Annotated in this window: 22 protein-coding genes; 7 read left to right on the forward strand and 15 right to left on the reverse strand. The window is 44.8% G+C overall.

From position 1 onward, the window contains the following. Position 1: 1 nt before the first annotated feature. Genes nifD through nifH form a run of 4 tightly spaced genes read right to left on the reverse strand, consistent with a single transcriptional unit; the run spans position 2 to position 3,254 of the window. A complete protein-coding gene (gene nifD / locus SPTER_RS20945) occupies positions 2–1,615 on the reverse strand; it encodes a nitrogenase molybdenum-iron protein alpha chain (protein ID WP_144352171.1) in 1,614 nt (537 codons plus the stop codon). Between the two features lie 28 nt (positions 1,616–1,643). Beyond that, complete coding sequence (locus tag SPTER_RS20950; protein WP_144352172.1) at positions 1,644–2,051, reverse strand: P-II family nitrogen regulator; 408 nt, start codon at positions 2,049–2,051, stop codon at positions 1,644–1,646. Between the two features lie 15 nt (positions 2,052–2,066). Continuing rightward, on the reverse strand, positions 2,067–2,393 hold the full coding sequence (locus SPTER_RS20955; RefSeq protein ID WP_144352173.1) for a P-II family nitrogen regulator: 327 nt from the start codon (positions 2,391–2,393) through the stop codon (positions 2,067–2,069). A gap of 33 nt (positions 2,394–2,426) precedes the next feature. After that, complete coding sequence (nifH, locus tag SPTER_RS20960) at positions 2,427–3,254, reverse strand: nitrogenase iron protein (protein WP_144352174.1); 828 nt, start codon at positions 3,252–3,254, stop codon at positions 2,427–2,429. Between the two features lie 560 nt (positions 3,255–3,814). On the opposite strand from nifH, the gene SPTER_RS20970 reads away from it, so the two are divergent. Then, positions 3,815–4,006: a hypothetical protein gene (locus SPTER_RS20970; protein ID WP_144352176.1), complete on the forward strand. Its 192-nt coding sequence runs from the start codon at positions 3,815–3,817 to the stop codon at positions 4,004–4,006. A 43-nt stretch (positions 4,007–4,049) separates the two neighbouring features. On the opposite strand, the gene SPTER_RS20975 is transcribed toward SPTER_RS20970, so the two are convergent. The 6 genes from SPTER_RS20975 to SPTER_RS20995 form a co-directional block, all read right to left on the reverse strand. Further along, a complete protein-coding gene (locus SPTER_RS20975) occupies positions 4,050–4,811 on the reverse strand; it encodes a tRNA threonylcarbamoyladenosine dehydratase (protein ID WP_144352177.1) in 762 nt (253 codons plus the stop codon). A 76-nt stretch (positions 4,812–4,887) separates the two neighbouring features. After that, entirely contained in the window at positions 4,888–4,995 is a 108-nt protein-coding gene (locus SPTER_RS25470; protein WP_246105380.1) for an endonuclease Q family protein, read from the reverse strand. A gap of 252 nt (positions 4,996–5,247) precedes the next feature. After that, entirely contained in the window at positions 5,248–5,571 is a 324-nt protein-coding gene (locus tag SPTER_RS20980) for a hypothetical protein (protein WP_144352178.1), read from the reverse strand. A 272-nt stretch (positions 5,572–5,843) separates the two neighbouring features. Next, positions 5,844–6,872 carry a LacI family DNA-binding transcriptional regulator gene (locus tag SPTER_RS20985; RefSeq protein ID WP_144352179.1) on the reverse strand — a complete coding sequence of 343 codons (1,029 nt, stop codon included), beginning with the start codon at positions 6,870–6,872 and terminating at the stop codon, positions 5,844–5,846. Between the two features lie 6 nt (positions 6,873–6,878). Beyond that, complete coding sequence (locus SPTER_RS20990; protein ID WP_211367358.1) at positions 6,879–7,901, reverse strand: sugar kinase; 1,023 nt, start codon at positions 7,899–7,901, stop codon at positions 6,879–6,881. A 30-nt stretch (positions 7,902–7,931) separates the two neighbouring features. Beyond that, positions 7,932–8,579: a bifunctional 4-hydroxy-2-oxoglutarate aldolase/2-dehydro-3-deoxy-phosphogluconate aldolase gene (locus SPTER_RS20995; protein ID WP_425474297.1), complete on the reverse strand. Its 648-nt coding sequence runs from the start codon at positions 8,577–8,579 to the stop codon at positions 7,932–7,934. A 232-nt stretch (positions 8,580–8,811) separates the two neighbouring features. Between SPTER_RS20995 and SPTER_RS21000 the strand changes: the two genes are divergently transcribed. Further along, a complete protein-coding gene (locus SPTER_RS21000; protein ID WP_144352180.1) occupies positions 8,812–9,000 on the forward strand; it encodes a YjfB family protein in 189 nt (62 codons plus the stop codon). Positions 9,001–9,171: 171 nt separating this feature from the next. Next, positions 9,172–9,723: a guanylate kinase gene (locus SPTER_RS21005; RefSeq protein WP_144352181.1), complete on the forward strand. Its 552-nt coding sequence runs from the start codon at positions 9,172–9,174 to the stop codon at positions 9,721–9,723. 72 nt (positions 9,724–9,795) lie between these two features. Here the strand turns inward: SPTER_RS21005 and SPTER_RS21010 are convergent, their stop codons facing one another. Genes SPTER_RS21010 through SPTER_RS21020 form a run of 3 tightly spaced genes read right to left on the reverse strand, consistent with a single transcriptional unit; the run spans position 9,796 to position 10,989 of the window. Beyond that, a complete protein-coding gene (locus SPTER_RS21010; RefSeq protein ID WP_144352182.1) occupies positions 9,796–10,032 on the reverse strand; it encodes a DUF1653 domain-containing protein in 237 nt (78 codons plus the stop codon). 23 nt (positions 10,033–10,055) lie between these two features. Next, positions 10,056–10,637, reverse strand: a complete 582-nt coding sequence (locus SPTER_RS21015) for an ECF transporter S component (RefSeq protein WP_144352183.1) — start codon at positions 10,635–10,637, stop codon at positions 10,056–10,058. Between the two features lie 58 nt (positions 10,638–10,695). Next, a complete protein-coding gene (locus tag SPTER_RS21020) occupies positions 10,696–10,989 on the reverse strand; it encodes a hypothetical protein (RefSeq protein WP_144352184.1) in 294 nt (97 codons plus the stop codon). A 419-nt stretch (positions 10,990–11,408) separates the two neighbouring features. Here SPTER_RS21020 and SPTER_RS21025 point away from each other — a divergent pair, with 419 nt between their 5' ends. Next, entirely contained in the window at positions 11,409–11,669 is a 261-nt protein-coding gene (locus SPTER_RS21025) for an SH3 domain-containing protein (RefSeq protein WP_144352185.1), read from the forward strand. A gap of 38 nt (positions 11,670–11,707) precedes the next feature. Here SPTER_RS21025 and metA read toward each other — a convergent pair whose 3' ends face one another. Further along, positions 11,708–12,664, reverse strand: a complete 957-nt coding sequence (gene metA, locus SPTER_RS21030; protein WP_144352186.1) for a homoserine O-acetyltransferase MetA — start codon at positions 12,662–12,664, stop codon at positions 11,708–11,710. A 439-nt stretch (positions 12,665–13,103) separates the two neighbouring features. Here metA and SPTER_RS21035 point away from each other — a divergent pair, with 439 nt between their 5' ends. The 3 genes from SPTER_RS21035 to SPTER_RS21040 all read left to right on the forward strand — a co-directional run bounded on the left by SPTER_RS21035 (position 13,104) and on the right by SPTER_RS21040 (position 15,983). Further along, positions 13,104–14,834: an IS1634 family transposase gene (locus SPTER_RS21035; protein ID WP_144350283.1), complete on the forward strand. Its 1,731-nt coding sequence runs from the start codon at positions 13,104–13,106 to the stop codon at positions 14,832–14,834. Between the two features lie 721 nt (positions 14,835–15,555). Next, complete coding sequence (locus SPTER_RS25730; RefSeq protein WP_281289467.1) at positions 15,556–15,687, forward strand: hypothetical protein; 132 nt, start codon at positions 15,556–15,558, stop codon at positions 15,685–15,687. Positions 15,688–15,740: 53 nt separating this feature from the next. Next, positions 15,741–15,983 (forward strand): DUF1638 domain-containing protein, encoded by a 243-nt coding sequence (locus SPTER_RS21040; protein ID WP_144352187.1) that lies wholly within the window; start codon positions 15,741–15,743, stop codon positions 15,981–15,983. Positions 15,984–16,100: 117 nt separating this feature from the next. Here SPTER_RS21040 and SPTER_RS21045 read toward each other — a convergent pair whose 3' ends face one another. Continuing rightward, positions 16,101–17,207 (reverse strand): amidohydrolase, encoded by a 1,107-nt coding sequence (locus tag SPTER_RS21045; protein WP_144352188.1) that lies wholly within the window; start codon positions 17,205–17,207, stop codon positions 16,101–16,103. Positions 17,208–17,210: the final 3 nt, after the last annotated feature.

Consider the following 17,210-nt stretch of genomic DNA (forward strand, 5'->3'; position numbering starts at 1 on the left):
ATTAGGCCACTCCTTCCTCATTTACAGTACCGCTGAGCAGGGGTTCATCCTGCCATGGCGGCACTATGAAGTTCCAGGTAGGGGAAGCAAAACCCATGCTAACATCCCTGGCAAAGTTTACTGCACCGTTGAAACCGGCATAGGGACCGCTATAATCATAAGAATGGAGTTGTTTGGCAGGGATGCCCATTTTTTGAATAACATATTTATCTTTAATACCTGATGCGAAAATATCTGGTTTGAGAATCTTGATAAATTCTTCGGTCTCAAAATGATTGAGATCATCAACAATGATGCTGCCGTCTTTCATTTCCGCATTCATACCGGCATAATAGCTGAGCGGAATCTTCTTTTTCAGTTCTTCCATCTTTGCCGGCGATACCTTCAGCCGAAAACGCCGTTCATCGGTAGTAACATGCAGTTCGGGAATATTCTTCGAATCAGCATCGGTCTTAATCGTGGGAATAACTTCACGCCCCTCATAATCGTCCCGGTGGGCGAATTCATACCCGGCCAGTACTGTTTCAATACCTAACTCGGAGAAAAGCCCCTGGTAATGATGGCCGCGGGAGCCTCCCACAAAACAAAAAGCCGTTTTGCCGTCGCAAATCTTTTTATACTGATCCAGCAAGGGCTCAACCCGTGCCACTTCCCGGGCAATCACTTCCTCGGTTTTCTGGATAAGCGCTTCATCGCCGAAGTACAAAGCCATGTTCCGGAGAGAATCTGTTGTGCCCTGGACACCGATAAAATTTACTTTAAGCCAGGGTGTACCATATTTGGTCTCCAGCATTTCCGCAATATAGTTGATGGAGCGGTGGCATTGGACCAGATTAAGCTCAGCCGTATGGGCGTTTCTTAAATCCTTATAAGTGCCGTCACCAGTCATAACCGACACGATGGTATAGCCGATTTCCTTGAGCACGCGCTCAATTTCCCAGCTGTCGCCGCCAATGTTATACTCCCCCAGAATATTGATTGCATATTTACCGGGAGCCTCTTCCAGATCAGATGCACCAATGACCTTATCCATAAGAATATTATTAGCGATATGGTGACCGGCAGACTGACTGACACCTTTATAGCCCTCACAGCTAAAAGACAGTACCGGAATACCATGGCGGCCCTCAGCGGCTTTGGCCACTGCCCCCACATCATCGCCGATAAGCCCTACCGGACAAGTGGCGGATACGGTAATCGCTTTGGGATGAAAAATTTCCACGACGTCATCAATAACCTTAGCCAGCTTCTTCTCACCGCCAAATACGATGTCGCTTTCCTGCATATCAGTAGAGAAGCTATAGTTAAGAAAATATTGACTGGGATCATCGTTTTTGGCCTTATTGCGGCGTGTACCCCAGGTATAGTAAGCACACCCGATCGGGCCATGGGTAATATGAACCATATCTTTCAGCGGGCCAAGCACTACGCCTTTACAGCCGGCATAGGCACAGCCGCGATTTGTAATTATACCAGGCACTGTACGTGTATTGGCTTCAATAATTTGAGCGCCTTGCTCGCCGTCCTTAATCAAAATATGTTTCTTGCGGTTTTTCTGAACTTTGGCTGGATATTGGTCAAGTATTTCCTGTAATTGTTTTTCAGTAACAGCCATGCTGCTTTACCCCCCTTGCACTTGCTATTTATACTGCTTCTTCACCGGATTCACCAGTACGAACCCGAATTGCATCCAACATAGGTACGACGATAATTTTACCGTCACCTACTCCGTTTTCGGTACGGTTCACCGCCATGATCGCCTCAATGATAGTGTCGGCGTCTTCATCGTGAGCCAGGATGGTGAATAGCCGTCGTGGAAACAACCGGTGCCCGTCAAGAAAACCGTCAATTAACATCTCTGCATCTTGTTCATCTGCACCAGCCAGCGCCATCATTTTTGCTTTTCGCTCGGCTACAATCGCCGGGTCATCGACTAATTGGCCACGGCCCATTACCTTAAAGGCGGTGAAACCGGCCACGCCAGCGTCTACAAGAGCTTTCTTCGTAGCGCCTGTTTTATTCATGCGCACGATGGCAATGATCTCTTTCATGGTGTCACCCTCCTTTTACAACTCTTTCATGCCGCTCGATACAGTGTATACCTCAGAAACAGGGCTGACGAAAATTTTACCGTCACCGTAAGCTCCCTTTTCGCCGGTTTTCGCTGCTTCCATGATTACTTTAACAATTTCCTGTTTGTATTCGGCCCGCACAGCCATCAATAATAAGCTTTTGGGGATTTCATCATATACGACACCGCCAATTTTGATGCCCTTTTGCTTACCTCGTCCGACGACGTCGACAACGGTAACAGCGTTAAATCCGGCTGCCGACAGCGCCGCCAATACCTCGTCTTTTTTGTCCGGTCTGATGATTGCTCTAATTAATATCACAATACTCACTCCTCATTTTATCGTCGGTCCGGCTTAGGCGATGGCATCAAGAAAACCGTGCTGCATCATCAGTTCTTCCAGGCGATCTTGGGTCATGGGTTTAGGGATAACAAACAGTCTGTTTTCGTCAATAGCTTTGGCCAGGTTACGGTATTCCTCGGCTTGACCAGCCTCAGGTTCAAAGTGAACCACTGTTTTCTTATTGATTTCCGCCCGTTGGACAACATTATCCCGCGGCACAAAGTAAATGAGCTGCGAGCCAAGCTCTTCGGCAAATGCCTTTAACAGCGGTAATTCATTATCTACCTTCCGGCTGTTGCAGATGATGCCGCCAAGCCGGACTTTACCTGATGCGGCATACTTTTGAATCCCCTTGGCAATGTTATTGGCAGCATAAAGGGCCATTAACTCACCTGATGCTACAATATATATTTCTTCGGCTTTGCCTTCACGGATTGGCATTGCAAAGCCGCCGCAGACAACGTCACCTAATACGTCATAAAACACATAGTCAAGGTCGGAAGTATATGCCCCCAGCGATTCAAGCATATTGATAGAGGTAATGATGCCGCGGCCGGCGCAGCCTACCCCTGGTTCCGGGCCGCCTGATTCAACACACATGGTATTTTTAAATCCTGGCTTTAAAATGTCATCAAGATCAATATCGTCGCCTTCGTCACGCAGGGTATCCAGTACTGTCTTTTGACAAAGTCCGTTTAGCAGCAACCGGGTTGAGTCAGCCTTCGGGTCACAGCCAACCACCATTATGTGTTTCCCGGCTTCAGCCAATGCTGCCACGGTGTTTTGGGTTGTCGTTGATTTTCCTATACCGCCTTTACCATAAATAGCAACCTGTCTCATGTAAATTTCCTCCCTTATATTAAATAATGAGATAAACTGGCTTCCGGGTTTATGTTGAAAAATGTTAGTGTGTAGAATATAATGTAGATGGGCATGTCAATAAACCCTTGCCGTCACTTGGGAATGTGATGTTGCCCCCGGCTTCACGGGTACTCGCACTACCCGTGAAGCCTTTTATTATGCACGAAAGCGATCACCTCCTTTATATTGTTGTAAAACGACAAAGGCTTACCGCATTGGTGAATGCGGTAAGCCTCATTGCTTTTGCAACCTATTCTTTTGATAAAATAAAAAGCTATAGGCAGAAAAATGCGCCATAGCTTCATTGCTGAAATCAAAGATTGATTAGCACCACTATAACATAGATAAAACGCTCCTGCAATACCCTGCATCAATATCAGAAAATTAAGTCTTACGCAACTCAGGACAAAGTAAACTTTTTTATTGCTTTTCCGCAAATATCCAGCTATAATCCCAATAGGCAAATGAAAAGGACCTGAAAATTCCCTGCCGCCTGGCAGGCAGTCTAATCCCTGTAAAAAAATGGAGGCCTAATCTAAATGGAATCAGACAAAGATCCGGTGCACGACCTGCTGACAGCAATCGTATCTTCCCTCAATAACACCCTCTATGATCTAGCAGCCGAAAACGAAAGAGGCGGCAGCAAAGTAACTGCTAAGCGCCTTGAATTCTCCCGGCAAAAAATTATGAGTGCGTGGGACGTATATAGCCAAACCCGCAGTACCAGGTAAAACAAAGAAGCTTTATGGGTTAGCGACGCCCATAAAGCTTCTCTTACATTTTGCTGAAAACAATATCCTTAACCACTTCACCGGCAATAATCAGACCAGCTACAGAGGGTACAAAGGCAATACTGCCCGGAATCTGGCGGCGTGTTGTACATTTGCGCGTTGTTCCCTGGGGGCAGACGCACCCTGCACTACAGCTAGAGTTTTCTGTTGCCAAAGGTGTAAGCGGCTCTTCTTTAGAATAGACTACCTTTAATGAAGTAACGCCCCGCTTCCTCAATTCCTGCCGCATTACCTTGGCCAGCGGACAAACGGAAGTATTGAAAATATCTGCCACTTCAAACCTGGTTGGGTCCAGTTTGTTGCCGGCGCCCATCGAAGAGATAACCGGAATACTTCTGGACTTAGCTTGCATTACCAAATCTAGCTTACCGGTAACCGTATCAATGGCATCTACGATATAACTATAATCATCGGCAAGCAGTCCGGCGGCGTTATCCGGCATATAAAACTCCTGAAAAACAGTTACTTCAGCCTTGGGGTTTATCTCCAGAATGCGGCTGCGCATCACTTCAACCTTAGATTTGCCAACTGTTTTTCTGGTTGCATGCAGCTGCCGGTTAATATTTGTGAGGCAGATACAATCATCATCAACCAGTACAAACTTGCCCACACCGGAACGAACCAGGCCTTCAGCCACAAATGTGCCTACTCCGCCAATGCCAAAAATGGCGACTTTGCTTTGGGCAAGTTTCTTAAGGCCTTCTGCGCCAATTAACAATTCGGTCCGGGAAAACTCATGCAGCATATTGTCACCCTTTATATCAAATTCATGTGTATTTATTAGTGTAACAAAATTCCCCAGACCAGTCAACGCCGCTCGGCTACTTGCGCGAAACCCGGGGTTTAATCGTTTTTCCGCATTTCGGGCAAATATGAATACCTTCCTGATCAACCTCCATAACCACACCGCATTGAATATGCACCAACATCCTGCCACCTCCTTCAATGAATTCCACAATAAACAGTATATGAGAATTAGATAAAAATAGACCAGGATAATTTTTGTTAAAAAAAGCCGACTGGCCCTTTAGTACATTTTATACCTTACCCCTAGGATGGAACGGTATAGATTCAGCCTGTATAATAATATTTTCATTCTTGGCTAACCTCGCTACAACAGCAGAACCTCCCCTGGAGTAAAAAAAACTTACCGGCAGCACCGGCAAGCTTTTCATATTCCCTTAGCAATTAAGATATACTAATGAAGGATTTTTACTGGCAACCAGTTTAAACGTGCCGCTGCCAGTGCCAAGCTGCTGAAGCAGCCAGTCACGGTTCAGGTCTTGCGGGGTACAAATACTGATCTCAAACGCTTTTCTGGCTTTCGATAAAAGTTGACCGGGGAAAGCAACATTATCAATGACCGCAACATGGATCCCTGGATTAACCTTGTCATCGGCAATATGGCCTACCTTAGCTAATATCTCAGTACTAATCTGAACGTGGTTTTTACCGGGTTCAGGCTCCACCAGCACTTGGAATACATACATTTTGTCGCTGCTCAACCAACCATCACTCCCTTACATCCGCACTATTTTCAGATACATTTTTATACAAATAATTGTATCACAACCGTTTTTTTCCTGCAATGTGCAACATGGTAAATATACATATGACACACTAACGCCCCCCCGCCATACACCCCCCCGGTATCCGGAACTTGCTAGCTGCCAATCTAAGAAATTCCATACTTGTTTTTTTTAGCAAGGAATTCGTTTATGATCATAGAAAAAGGTAAGTAAAACTCCGTTGAGCTTTTACTTACCTTTTTCGCTACTTATTCAGCTTCTTGCTCACCACATGATTTACGCTTTAACAATTCCGGTTGAAACATTACAATTGCCGGCTTTTTAGGCATGCGCGGTGCTTTTAGGCGTTTTATCAGCATCATCGCCGCTTTATTGCCCATAGCATAAACCGGCTGGGCAACAACAGTAATTGGCGGTTCAATAAGTTCAGCCCAATCCCAGTCGTCAAAACCAAGTACACTGACTTTGTCCGGTATGGCCACCCGCATCTTTTTCAGGGCTCTAACCACCGACATGGTAATCAGATTGTTGGCACAAAAAATTGCTGTCGGGCTGTTCTCGTGGCTTCCCGCCCCTACCAATGCCTGCAGTTTAGCAGCAACCTCGGTTTCATCGCCACCAGTACGTATCAGCCATTCTTCCCGGAAAGGCAACCGGTGCCCGGCTAAAGCGGCTTGATAAGCCTGAACCCGCTCCAGACGGGGGCTGATATGATCATACGGTAAAGTAACCATGGCAATCCGGCGATGGCCAACACTAACCATATGATCGATAGCCTGCCGGACACCGCAGGCACTATCGACAGTAACCGTATCTATATTAATCTCCGGAGCCTTTCTGTCAATAAGCACAACCGGGGTTTGTTGATTTACCTGGGCAATTAAAGGATTATTACAGCCGGTTGTATTGATAATTAAGCCATCAATCTGCTTATCAACAAGCATATTAACATAGTCCCGCTCTTTGGCCGGATCATCATCGGCATTACATAAAATAAGATTAAAGCCTGCTTCCTGCAGTGTATCCTCAATCCCCCGGATGATGCTGGTGGAAAAAGGATTTAGAATGTTAGCCACAATAGCGCCGATGGTATGGGTACGTTTTTGTTTCAGACCCCGGGCCAACGTATTGGGCCGATAATCAAGTTCAGCGATGACCTGAGCGATACGCTCCTGTGTATCTGCTCCCATATGCTCATACATACCATTTAAATAGCGGGATATTGTACTTTTAGAGACACCTGCTCTCCTGGCCACCTCAGCAATAGTAACAGGCATTTCCGGTTACCGCTGAACGCGCCCGGAACCATCGCCGCCCATTAGTGCTTTTACTTCACTGACAGTCACATGGTTATGGTCACCTTCAATTGTATGTTTGAGGCAAGATGCGGCCACTGCAAACTCAAGAGCATCACTATTAGAGTAGTTATTTATAAGCGCATGAACTAAGCCGCCGCCGAATGAATCGCCGCCACCTACACGGTCAATGATGTGAACCGCATAATTACGGGAGAAATAGAATTCATTATCCTTATACAACATGGCCGCCCAGTTATTATCAGAAGCGGAAATGCTGCCACGTAAAGTAATGGCTACTGCTTTAAAGCCAAACCGTTCTTTAAGCTTTGTAGCCACATCCTTATACCCCTCATGACTAAGCTTACCACCGGTAATATCGGTATTATCGGCTTTGATGCCGAATACTTTTTCCGCATCTTCTTCATTGGCAATGCATACATCAACATACGGCATAAACTGAGCCATAACCTTACCGGCTTTTTCGCTTGTCCACAGGTTTTTGCGGAAGTTGAGATCACAGCTCGTAGTCAGGCCGGCTTTTTTAGCCGCTTTACAGGCATCTAACACACACTCGGCAACAGCATCCCCCAAAGCAGGTGTAATCCCTGTAAAATGAAACCAGGTTGCACCTGTAAAGATTTTCTCCCAGTCAAAGTCTGACCTTTGCGCCCCCGAAATAGAAGAGTGAGCACGGTCGTACACTACCTTGGAAGGGCGTTGGGAAGCGCCTTTTTCGCAGAAATAGATACCCAGACGTTCGCCGCCCCGAACCATGTGCCGGGTATCAACACCATAGCGTCGCATTTCATTAACAGCAGCCTGCCCGATAGGATTCTCCGGAACCTTGGTTACAAATACAGCTTCTTCCCCATAATTAGCCAGTGATACACATACATTCGCCTCACCCCCGCCATAAACGGCTTCAAAACTGGGAGTTTGTTCAAATCGCTGATACCCCACCGGCGCCAGACGCAGCATAATTTCACCAAAACAAACGACTTTCTTCAAAATATCCACCTCTTAAAAATTTAATTATACTTATTTACCACGAGCCTGGCGTACTTTGTCAATAAATTGTCTGCCAATCTCGGTAATCGACTCATAATCACCCTTTTTAGCACCGGCCGTTAAATTACCACCAACACCGACAGCTACACACCCGGCTTTAATCCAGTCCTGCACATTATCGAGGCTGACACCACCTGTCGGCATAACCGGTGCCTGAGGCAACGGTCCCTTCAGCGCTTTGACAAAGGCTGCCCCCAAAGCTTCGCCCGGAAATAATTTTATAATATCAGTACCGGCCTCCATAGCTTCAACAACCTCTTTAATTGTCATACAACCGGCCATGATCGGTACCTGATAACGGTTGCACAGTTTGACCGTTTCAGGATTAAATGATGGGCTGACAATATATTGCGCACCGGCTAATATGGCAGCACGAGCCGTCTCCGGATCAAGTACTGTACCGGCGCCAATAATGATTTCACCCTGTTTATAAGTAGCGGCAAGGCCCTTAATTACCTCAACAGCGCCAGGCACTGTAAAAGTAATCTCAATGGCAGCAACCCCGCCTTTAAGGCAGGCATCAGCAATTTTCACTGCCTGCTCAGAGGTCTCGGCCCGTACGACAGCAACTACCCCCGCCTCCATAATTTTTTGCAATACATTTAATTTGGGTATCATTAATATCATCCCTTCTTTTGTAAACCGGTTTAGGAAACCGGTTTACATAGCTAACATTCGCTTATATTAGCCATTTTTTTAAATATTCCTGCTACATTGCAGGAATATCACCCAAAAAATATTTACTAGACTAAATGAGCTTTCCTATACAGTCAGAATAACTTGGCCGGCATTGACTTGTCTTGCTATGCAAGGGTATAATTAACCTATAATTATAATGGAGGCAATATATATGGATATTGCGGCACTTTCCTCAGCAGCCTCGCAAATGAACGTTAGTAATCAGGCCAGTATTTTAGTTATGAAAAAGGTCATGGACGCTGCTTCCGCGCAAAACCAGGGCTTGCTTGAGTTGCTCCCGGCAACAGCTGCCCGTATTTCACCGTCTCATTTAGGAAATAGTATCAATATATCTGTGTAAACTTCTGGCTGAACCAGAAGTTTTTTACATTATTAAGTATTCCTTTCTATAAAAAATAAGTAAAAATCGCTAAGGCTTCTGCCGGCGTCCTCAAGGCTTGGCACAGCCAAGTCTTTCCTCTACTTATACCCTGTACTGCAAAATACTATATAGAAAGAGAAGAGCAGGATAATGAATAAAGTATATGCGCTTATAGGCCCACCGGCTGCAGGCAAAACCACTATTCAAAAGGAACTTGTCAAATACGGCATTCCCGACATTCTCAGTCATACCACACGCAAACCCCGGGAGGGGGAACAGCACGGCGTCCATTATTATTTTGTGAGTAAAGAAGAGTTCCAGAAAACGGAGATTATCGAACGGGTTGAATATTCCGGCAGTGTGTACGGACTGAGTAAAGCCGAGGTATTAGACAAAGTTAACCGTCATCCTGTCAGTACAGTGGCAGTAGATACACAAGGCTTTATCCAACTGAAAAAGCTGCTTGCCAACCGTGTTGAATCGATATTCATTATGGTCGACTATGATACTGTGATTAGCCGGTTATTAGATCGTGGTGATGATAACGGCCTGATCAATCGCCGCCTTGAGTACGCCAATAGTAGTGGCGAGTTTAACAACTGGCAAACAGCTGACTATGTTGTAAAAAATACTTGCTGCCTGGATATTGCCGTACGGCAAATACTGGCGATTGTCGGCAAACTAACCCCTCCGCCAAATTGATCAAAAAAGAGGCCGCCATTAATGGCGGCTTTTCCTCCCTGTCAGAATGTATAAAGCTCATTGCTGTGTCTATCAGTCGGTTGTTAACTCCAGGGCAAACCGGGGAACTTCCCGGCCTTCAATAATGAGGCCTTCACAAAACATTGTCTTGGGTCTGACCCACAAACCGAATTCTCCATATAAAGCCCGATAGACCACCAGGGGTTCAAGGGTTTCACTATGGGCAGCTTCCCCGATCACCAGATACTGTTGCCCCTTATAATGCCGGTAAATACCCGGTTTTAGTTTTTCCCGCTTACCTTCAGTCATGGCCAATCTCCCTCAAATCCCTGTTAATGCAAAACAGGCGAAACTTTTTTGTATACCAGCATTGTGATTATCGAAACAACAATCCCTTTAAACAAATTGAATGGTACAATAGCAAAAACAATAAATGTTTTTAAATCAATAATTAGCGGATTCGCCACCCTGCCCATATTGACGATTGCCTCAGGCGGCAAATGCAACGCCATTTGATATAAAGGTATCAACAGCCAGTAATTAAGAGCCGCCGCTGCCAGCGTCATCGAGATCGTTCCCGCCACCAGCGCAAGCATTGCACCAGTACGGTTTTTTTTGCCTTTATAAATCATAGCAGCCGGTACTATCAAAGCTGTCCCCACAAATAGATTTGCCATCTCGCCAATGCCTGCTGTCTGCGTACTGGTTAAATGAATCAGATTTTTCAGCAATACAATCAGAAACCCGGCAAGCGGTCCTAAGGCAAAAGCGCCAATGATAGCCGGTATATCACTAAAATCAAGTTTTAAAAAACCTGGCATAAGAATAACCGGCAGTTCTAGTGCCATTAAAATTGCTGCTGCACTGGCCAGAATTGCAATTCGCGTTGTATAAGCCATGTTAGTATGCAACATTTAGCCTCCTTACAGCTTCATGAGCAACCTCTTTTGTTGATCCTATCCTGCTGATAAATCAATGTAAGGCTTGCGGATTATCTAGCATTGGGTTGTGTAAAGCCACAGCAATAAACTCAGTGAGTGCTGTTTCCATTACTGTCTCGTGGACTGCCATAATATCATTCATGTCTAACCCGTGCCGAACACTCATATATTCAAACACCCGGGCCAGGCTCTCGGCATAAACACCCTGAACCTCCTCCGGCATTTTGCCTCTAAGCACATCATAATAAAGTATTCCGTAACGCTTACTAATATCTTGCAGATGGAGGGCCAACAAATACTTATAATCTTCAATCAGATCAATCATTGGGTTCCTGCCTTTCTTCTGTTGTTAGCCTTAAACACTTTGTTCTTGCAGGCCTGAACTTCGCCAGGCTGGAAGAATAAATTTAGGCTTAACTATATTTATGTATTCGCACCGGATTGCCAAATCCCTACATACTGCCTGATAATAAATCATTGTATTATAAAACTTGGCTTGTGCCAAGTCCTGGAGAACACCGGCAGCAGCCGCCTGTGCCCTTTGGGCGTAGACGGATCTTTGGCAAAAGCGGCCGCCGCTGCCCCTTATTCGTTAGAAAGTTATACTTTCTTTCTGCCTGGATAAAAAAGCCTTTACACCATGGGGATGTAAAGACAATAAAAAGTTATACAAATTCTCCAGGGGAATCATGGCTACCCTGGCTGGTCCCCTAGTACATAATCCTAAGAATGATGGAGGTTATTATGAACAAATTAAAATGCATCCTGGTAATTTTCGCTTTATTTGTCTTTACAGCAGTAACCAATACCGACCAGGTAAAAATTTTTTCTGAACCTACACCCGCAGGCACTGTTGTAAGCGTGTTGCGGTTAGGTGATGTGGTTAAAGTATATCAAAAGTCCCCGGATGGACAATACCTTGAAGTTGAGCACAAAGGCAAGCATGGGTGGGTAATCTTTAAATATTTGAGTCCCAAAGACAATAGGTATAGCACTGAGATATGATAATGCCGCAGACGCTCAACCAGCCAGCGCTAATTTTTCTAAATACCATCTCCATAAAGCCCGCTTAAGTCTCCCGAATCATTCAATTTATCTAAGTCAAAAGGTGTACCCTGGTATACATAATAATTCAGCCAATTTGAAAACAGCAAATTCGCCGCACTCCGCCAGCGAACTACGGGTGTTTGCCGCGGGTCATCATTAGGGTAATAATTATCAGGAATATTAATTGGCAGCCCTTGGCCAACATCCCGGTCATATTCAGCTTTAAGGGTCAACGGATCATATTCGGAGTGACCAGTAATAAACAAATGCCGGTGTTTTTTATCAATGATTGCATAGATACCCGCTTCCGCCGATTCAGACAATATGCATAACTGTGGTATCTTCTCAATGTCTTCCCGCCTTACCTCTGTATGCCGGGAATGAGGCACATAGAAAACATCATCAAAGCCACGAAACAGCATTTTTTCTTTAATATTCACCGTATGAGGAAAAACACCAAACATTTTTTGGGCCAGGTTATATTTAGGTATTCCATAATGATGGTATAAGGCGGCTTGGGCACCCCAACAGATATGAAGCGTTGAATAGACATTGCGCCTGCTCCAGTCCATAATCTCACAAAGCTCCTGCCAATATACGACTTCTTCAAACGGGATTTGTTCCACAGGCGCCCCGGTAATAATCATGCCGTCATATTTACGTGTTTTTACATCGTTGAAGGTTTCATAAAATTTAACCAAATGCTCCTGTGAAGTATTTTTCGGTTCATAGGTAGCGGTATATATAAAGTCAAACTCTACCTGAAGCGGGGAATTACCCAACAGCCGCAGCAATTGCGTCTCGGTCACTATTTTGGTAGGCATCAGATTTAATAATAAGATCCGAAGCGGACGTATGTCTTGCGCATAGGCACGATCCTCGTCCATCGCAAAAATGTTCTCCTTTTCGAGGATGTTGACAGCCGGTAAATTATTAGGAATTTTAATAGGCATATTTCCCGCTCCTTTGTGGTTAAGTCTCTGCTGACAATACACAGGTTTTTTAACTGGTTCGTATATGGATATCCAAAAGGCCCTATTTGCCCTGAATTTGACAAATAAAGCCTTTTTAAGAACATTTTTAAGTTTTTTGCAGCCCCGGTAGTAACAAGCAAAAATATATCAAATTATTATAAACATTATACTCTTTACTCTAAAAACATTCAATACACAATTTATATATGTTTGCGATTTTGTTGCTGCCGGTTGTAAACAGCGACAGAGTATCTCGTACTGAGCCGGCTGTATCCTACTATGCGGGTTTTTGACAGTTGAATAATACCAAAAACGCTGGAAGCCTTGATTTAGGCTTATTTTTTTGTCAAAATCCCCACTTATATATTGCGTGATATAGCGTGATGTGGTATAATATAAGTAGTTTGGGGGTCTGCTTATGCGATTGAAAGTATCACGTTCCAAAAATTCCGCCTCCCTTTATGTCACAAAAACAGTTTATGTTGATAAAAAAGAAAAGACCATTACCGTTGAAAAGCTTGGCACGGAAAAAGAACTCCGGGAAAAGCTCAATGGGCAGGATCCTTATGTGTGGGCAAAAGCGTATATTGATAAATTAACTAAAAAGGAAAAAGAAGCAGCTGGACATATCTTTATAAAGCGATCCCAGTCCAAGCTTATCCCTAAAGGGGACCAGGTATCCTTCAATGGTGGCTATCTTTTTCTCCAACAGTTGTACCATGACTTAAACCTTCATCATATTTGCCGCTCTATTTCTGAACGCTATAAATTTTCGTTTCCCCTTGATTCGATTCTCTCAAGGCTGGTTTATGGCAGAATTCTATTTCCTGCCTCTAAGCTCAATACCTGCCAGCTTTCCAAGACGCTTCTGGAACAGCCTGATTTTGAAATCCAGCATGTTTACCGTGCTCTTGAAGTCATTGCCAAAGAATCCGATTTTATTCAAGCTGAGCTTTACAAAAATAGCCTGGCTGTCTCAAAACGCAATGATACAATTCTTTACTACGACTGTACCAACTATTTTTTTGAAATTGAGCAGGAAAGTGGCGATAAACAGTATGGCCCTTCCAAAGAAAACAGGCCCAATCCGATTGTGGAAATGGGACTGTTTATGGATGGGGATGGCATTCCCCTTGCTTTTTGCATTCACAGCGGCAACACTAATGAACAACTTACCCTACAGCCGTTAGAAAAAAAGATTCTTACGGATTTCTCTCTGGCTAAATTTATTGTTTGTACGGATGCCGGACTCTCTTCCATCGATAATCGCAAATTCAATGACAAGAAAGACCGTGCCTTTATTACCACTCAGTCTGTGAGAAAGCTGAAAAAACATCTCAAGCAGTGGGCTTTAGCTACAGAGGGCTGGTCTCTGCCTCAGGTAAGGGGAGCGTTTGATATTTCCCAAATAGCTCAGTCCGAAGAGGCCAAAGAAAACTATCAGAACGCCACCTTCTACAAGGAGCGCTGGATAAAAGAAGACGGTTTAGAGCAGAAGCTCATCGTTACTTTCTCTTTCAAATACCAAAACTACCAGCGATGTATCCGAAGCCGGCAGATAGAACGCGCCTGTAAACTGCTTGAATCAAATCCTTCCTCATTAAAAAAACACCGCCAGACTGATTGTAAGCGTTTTATCTCAAGGACAAATGTGACAACTGAAGGTGAAATTGCCAAAAATGAATTCTACACTATCGATCAGGAAATCATCGCAAACGAAGAAGCTTATGATGGCTTCTATGCCGTCTGCACAAATCTCGAAGAGGATGCTCCTGCTATTACTAAGATCAATCACAAGCGTTGGGAAATAGAAGAATGTTTTCGCCTGTTAAAATCCGATTTCAGGGCAAGACCGGTATATCTTAGCCGGGATGACCGGATTAAAGCACATTTTACAACCTGTTTTTTAGCACTAACAATCTACAGATATCTGGAAAAAAGGGTAAAAGAAAATTTTACAAGCACCGAAATCATTAGCCAGCTACGGACCATGAATTTTTATTGCGTTCCTGGAGAAGGGTATGTTCCCACTTATACCAGAACCGATTTTACCGATGCTCTACATGAGACTTTTGGCTTCCGTACCGATTATGAGATTGTAGGTACAAAGCAAATGAAAAAAATTTTTAAGTCTACAAAAAAACAATAAAAGGTACGCATTTTTTTGCTTCTTAAAATAGTCTGAAACGCCTTATATACAAGGCGTTTCAGACTATTTTTATCTCCCAACTGTCAAAGATGGGATTATACTCTTTACTCTAAAAACATTCAATACACAATTTATATATGTTTGCGATTTTGTTGCTGCCGGTTGTAAACAGCGACAGAGTATCTCGTACTGAGCCGGCTGTATCCTACTATGCTACGCCGTTAGAGCAACGCCGTCGTTGCCTGTATTGTAAATATAAGCTCCCGTTTTGAACTATAGCTTTGCCGGTAAACCGGTACCCCTGCTTACCTGAAACCGCAACCGCCTGCAAGCGGCCGGTTTCCATTAAATCTACCTGCGTTTTCTCCATTTTATACACACCAAAAACCAACTGCCTGCATTTGTTATCTGCTTTACTTTTCCCACCACAATCAAGTGAGACTCCCCCTGCCTGGGAACAGACGCTAAGCCCATAAAAGGCGATGCTAAATGCACTTCAGAGCTAAGCACGGCAGGCTGATGAGTGGCATTCAATTCAGTGCCCATGTTTATCACTCCTTGTATTAGGTATACGGTAACTAATACAAGAGTACTCCGGGAAAAGAGGATATGCTATTAACTATTTAACACTTATTAATCCCCGTCTCTGTTAAATGTTTTATATTCTTAGCTACAATGACATCTATAATTAGAGCAAGGAAATAACAGGGAGGTAAATCAAATGGCAAATAGACTCTTATGCTGTGAGATGCTACGCACCGAAGCTGAGCAGCTTTTAAAACAGAAAAATATTGAAGTGCAATACGTGGAAGCTGGTTTGCATGCGGATTTTAAAAACTGGAGTCTGCGCTAAATCCGGCTTGCAAAAGATGGGTAACAGTAAGAATATTATTGGGGTTCAGAACCATGTGTCATCCGGATATAGAAAACATTGCTGCAGACTGTGGCAGCAATACCTTGCCAGCAAAAAACTGTATTGAAATCCTGCTTGGTGGTAGATTAAAAGAGTTGGATGCCCAGGCAAAGATGTTTTATATTACAGGTGGCTGGCTTGAGAACTGGCGCAAAATATTTATTGAACAGCTTAAATGGGACAGCATTGATGCCAGGCAGAATTTGGGGATTTTACGACCGCATTCTGCTGTTTGATTCCGCCTGGTCCCAGTAGAAGATGAGCAGATATTAGAATTCTTTGAGTACACGCAAGTACCTATTGAAATTAAATACGCTTTTCCCTGCTATCCAGCTGCCCAAGCTATACTGTGACTAAATCAGCAATTTATCAATCAGTTTCAGCAGAATACATGTCCCATAACCAAGAGCCTCAGTGTTAAAGCGCATTGCCGGATGGTGCAGGCCCGGCATTACATCGCCGCCTAACCCAATATAGCAGGTTTTGAGTATAGGTTTCGATTGTTTGTAAAAATGAAAATCTTCGCCCCCTGGGGTATTAATATTCGCAAGCAGTCCTGCCGGACTCAGGATTTCCGTAATTGCCTCTCCAGCTGTGTGAATAAGCACAGTGTCATATTCTGCAGCCGGCACTAAGCCCTTAATCCGGGTCACTGCCGTTGCCCCCACCGCAGCTGACGCGGTGACCACCGCGCCCCCGGCCTTAGCGATCAAATCCGCCATTACCTGGTTATGCTGGGCCCGAAGATCCAGCGCCAGTTCGGCCCGGTCCGGAATAGCGTTAAGCGCCGGACCGCCGGCATGCAGTTTGGTTACTTTAACCGAAGCCGGCACTACGGGGTTAACATGAATTGCATTAACGGCGTGCACCACTGCCGCCGCCGCATCGATCACATTGACCCCCAGATGAGGCCTGGCGCCATGAGCAGCAACGCCGTTAATTTCCGCCTCAATAATAGCACTAGCCCCGTGGTAAAGAGCCGGGGTCGCCTGGCCAAGCCGCGCTTCCTCAATTGGACGTAAATGAATACCTATAAGTATATCCACATCTTCGATAGCCCCGGCCTCAATCAACCTGCGGGCCCCCTGTAAGGTTTCTTCGGCAGGTTGAAAAATTATTTTTAACACGCCTTTGCTGAGGCCCTTGGCAGCAATGGCCTCAGCCATAGTCAGCACCATAGCTGAATTAGCATCATGCCCGCAGGAATGAATCGCTGTTTCCCGCCCTTCTACGGTGTGCGCCAGAGCATCCATGTCAGCCCTGACCGCCACTACCGGCCCGGCCTGCGGGCCGTGCAGCCTGCCAATTACACCTGTCCCGCCGATTTGATCGGCAACCTGATAGCCGGCCTGACGCAAACCTGACGCTAAAAAGGCAGCTGTCCGCTGCTCCATGAAACCTAGCTCCGGCAGTTGGTGTAATACCTCATAATTCTCAATAACCTTAGACTTAATATCCATGCC

The sequence above is a fragment of the Sporomusa termitida genome, assembly GCF_007641255.1.
GTDB classification, from domain to species: Bacteria; Bacillota; Negativicutes; order Sporomusales; family Sporomusaceae; genus Sporomusa; species Sporomusa termitida.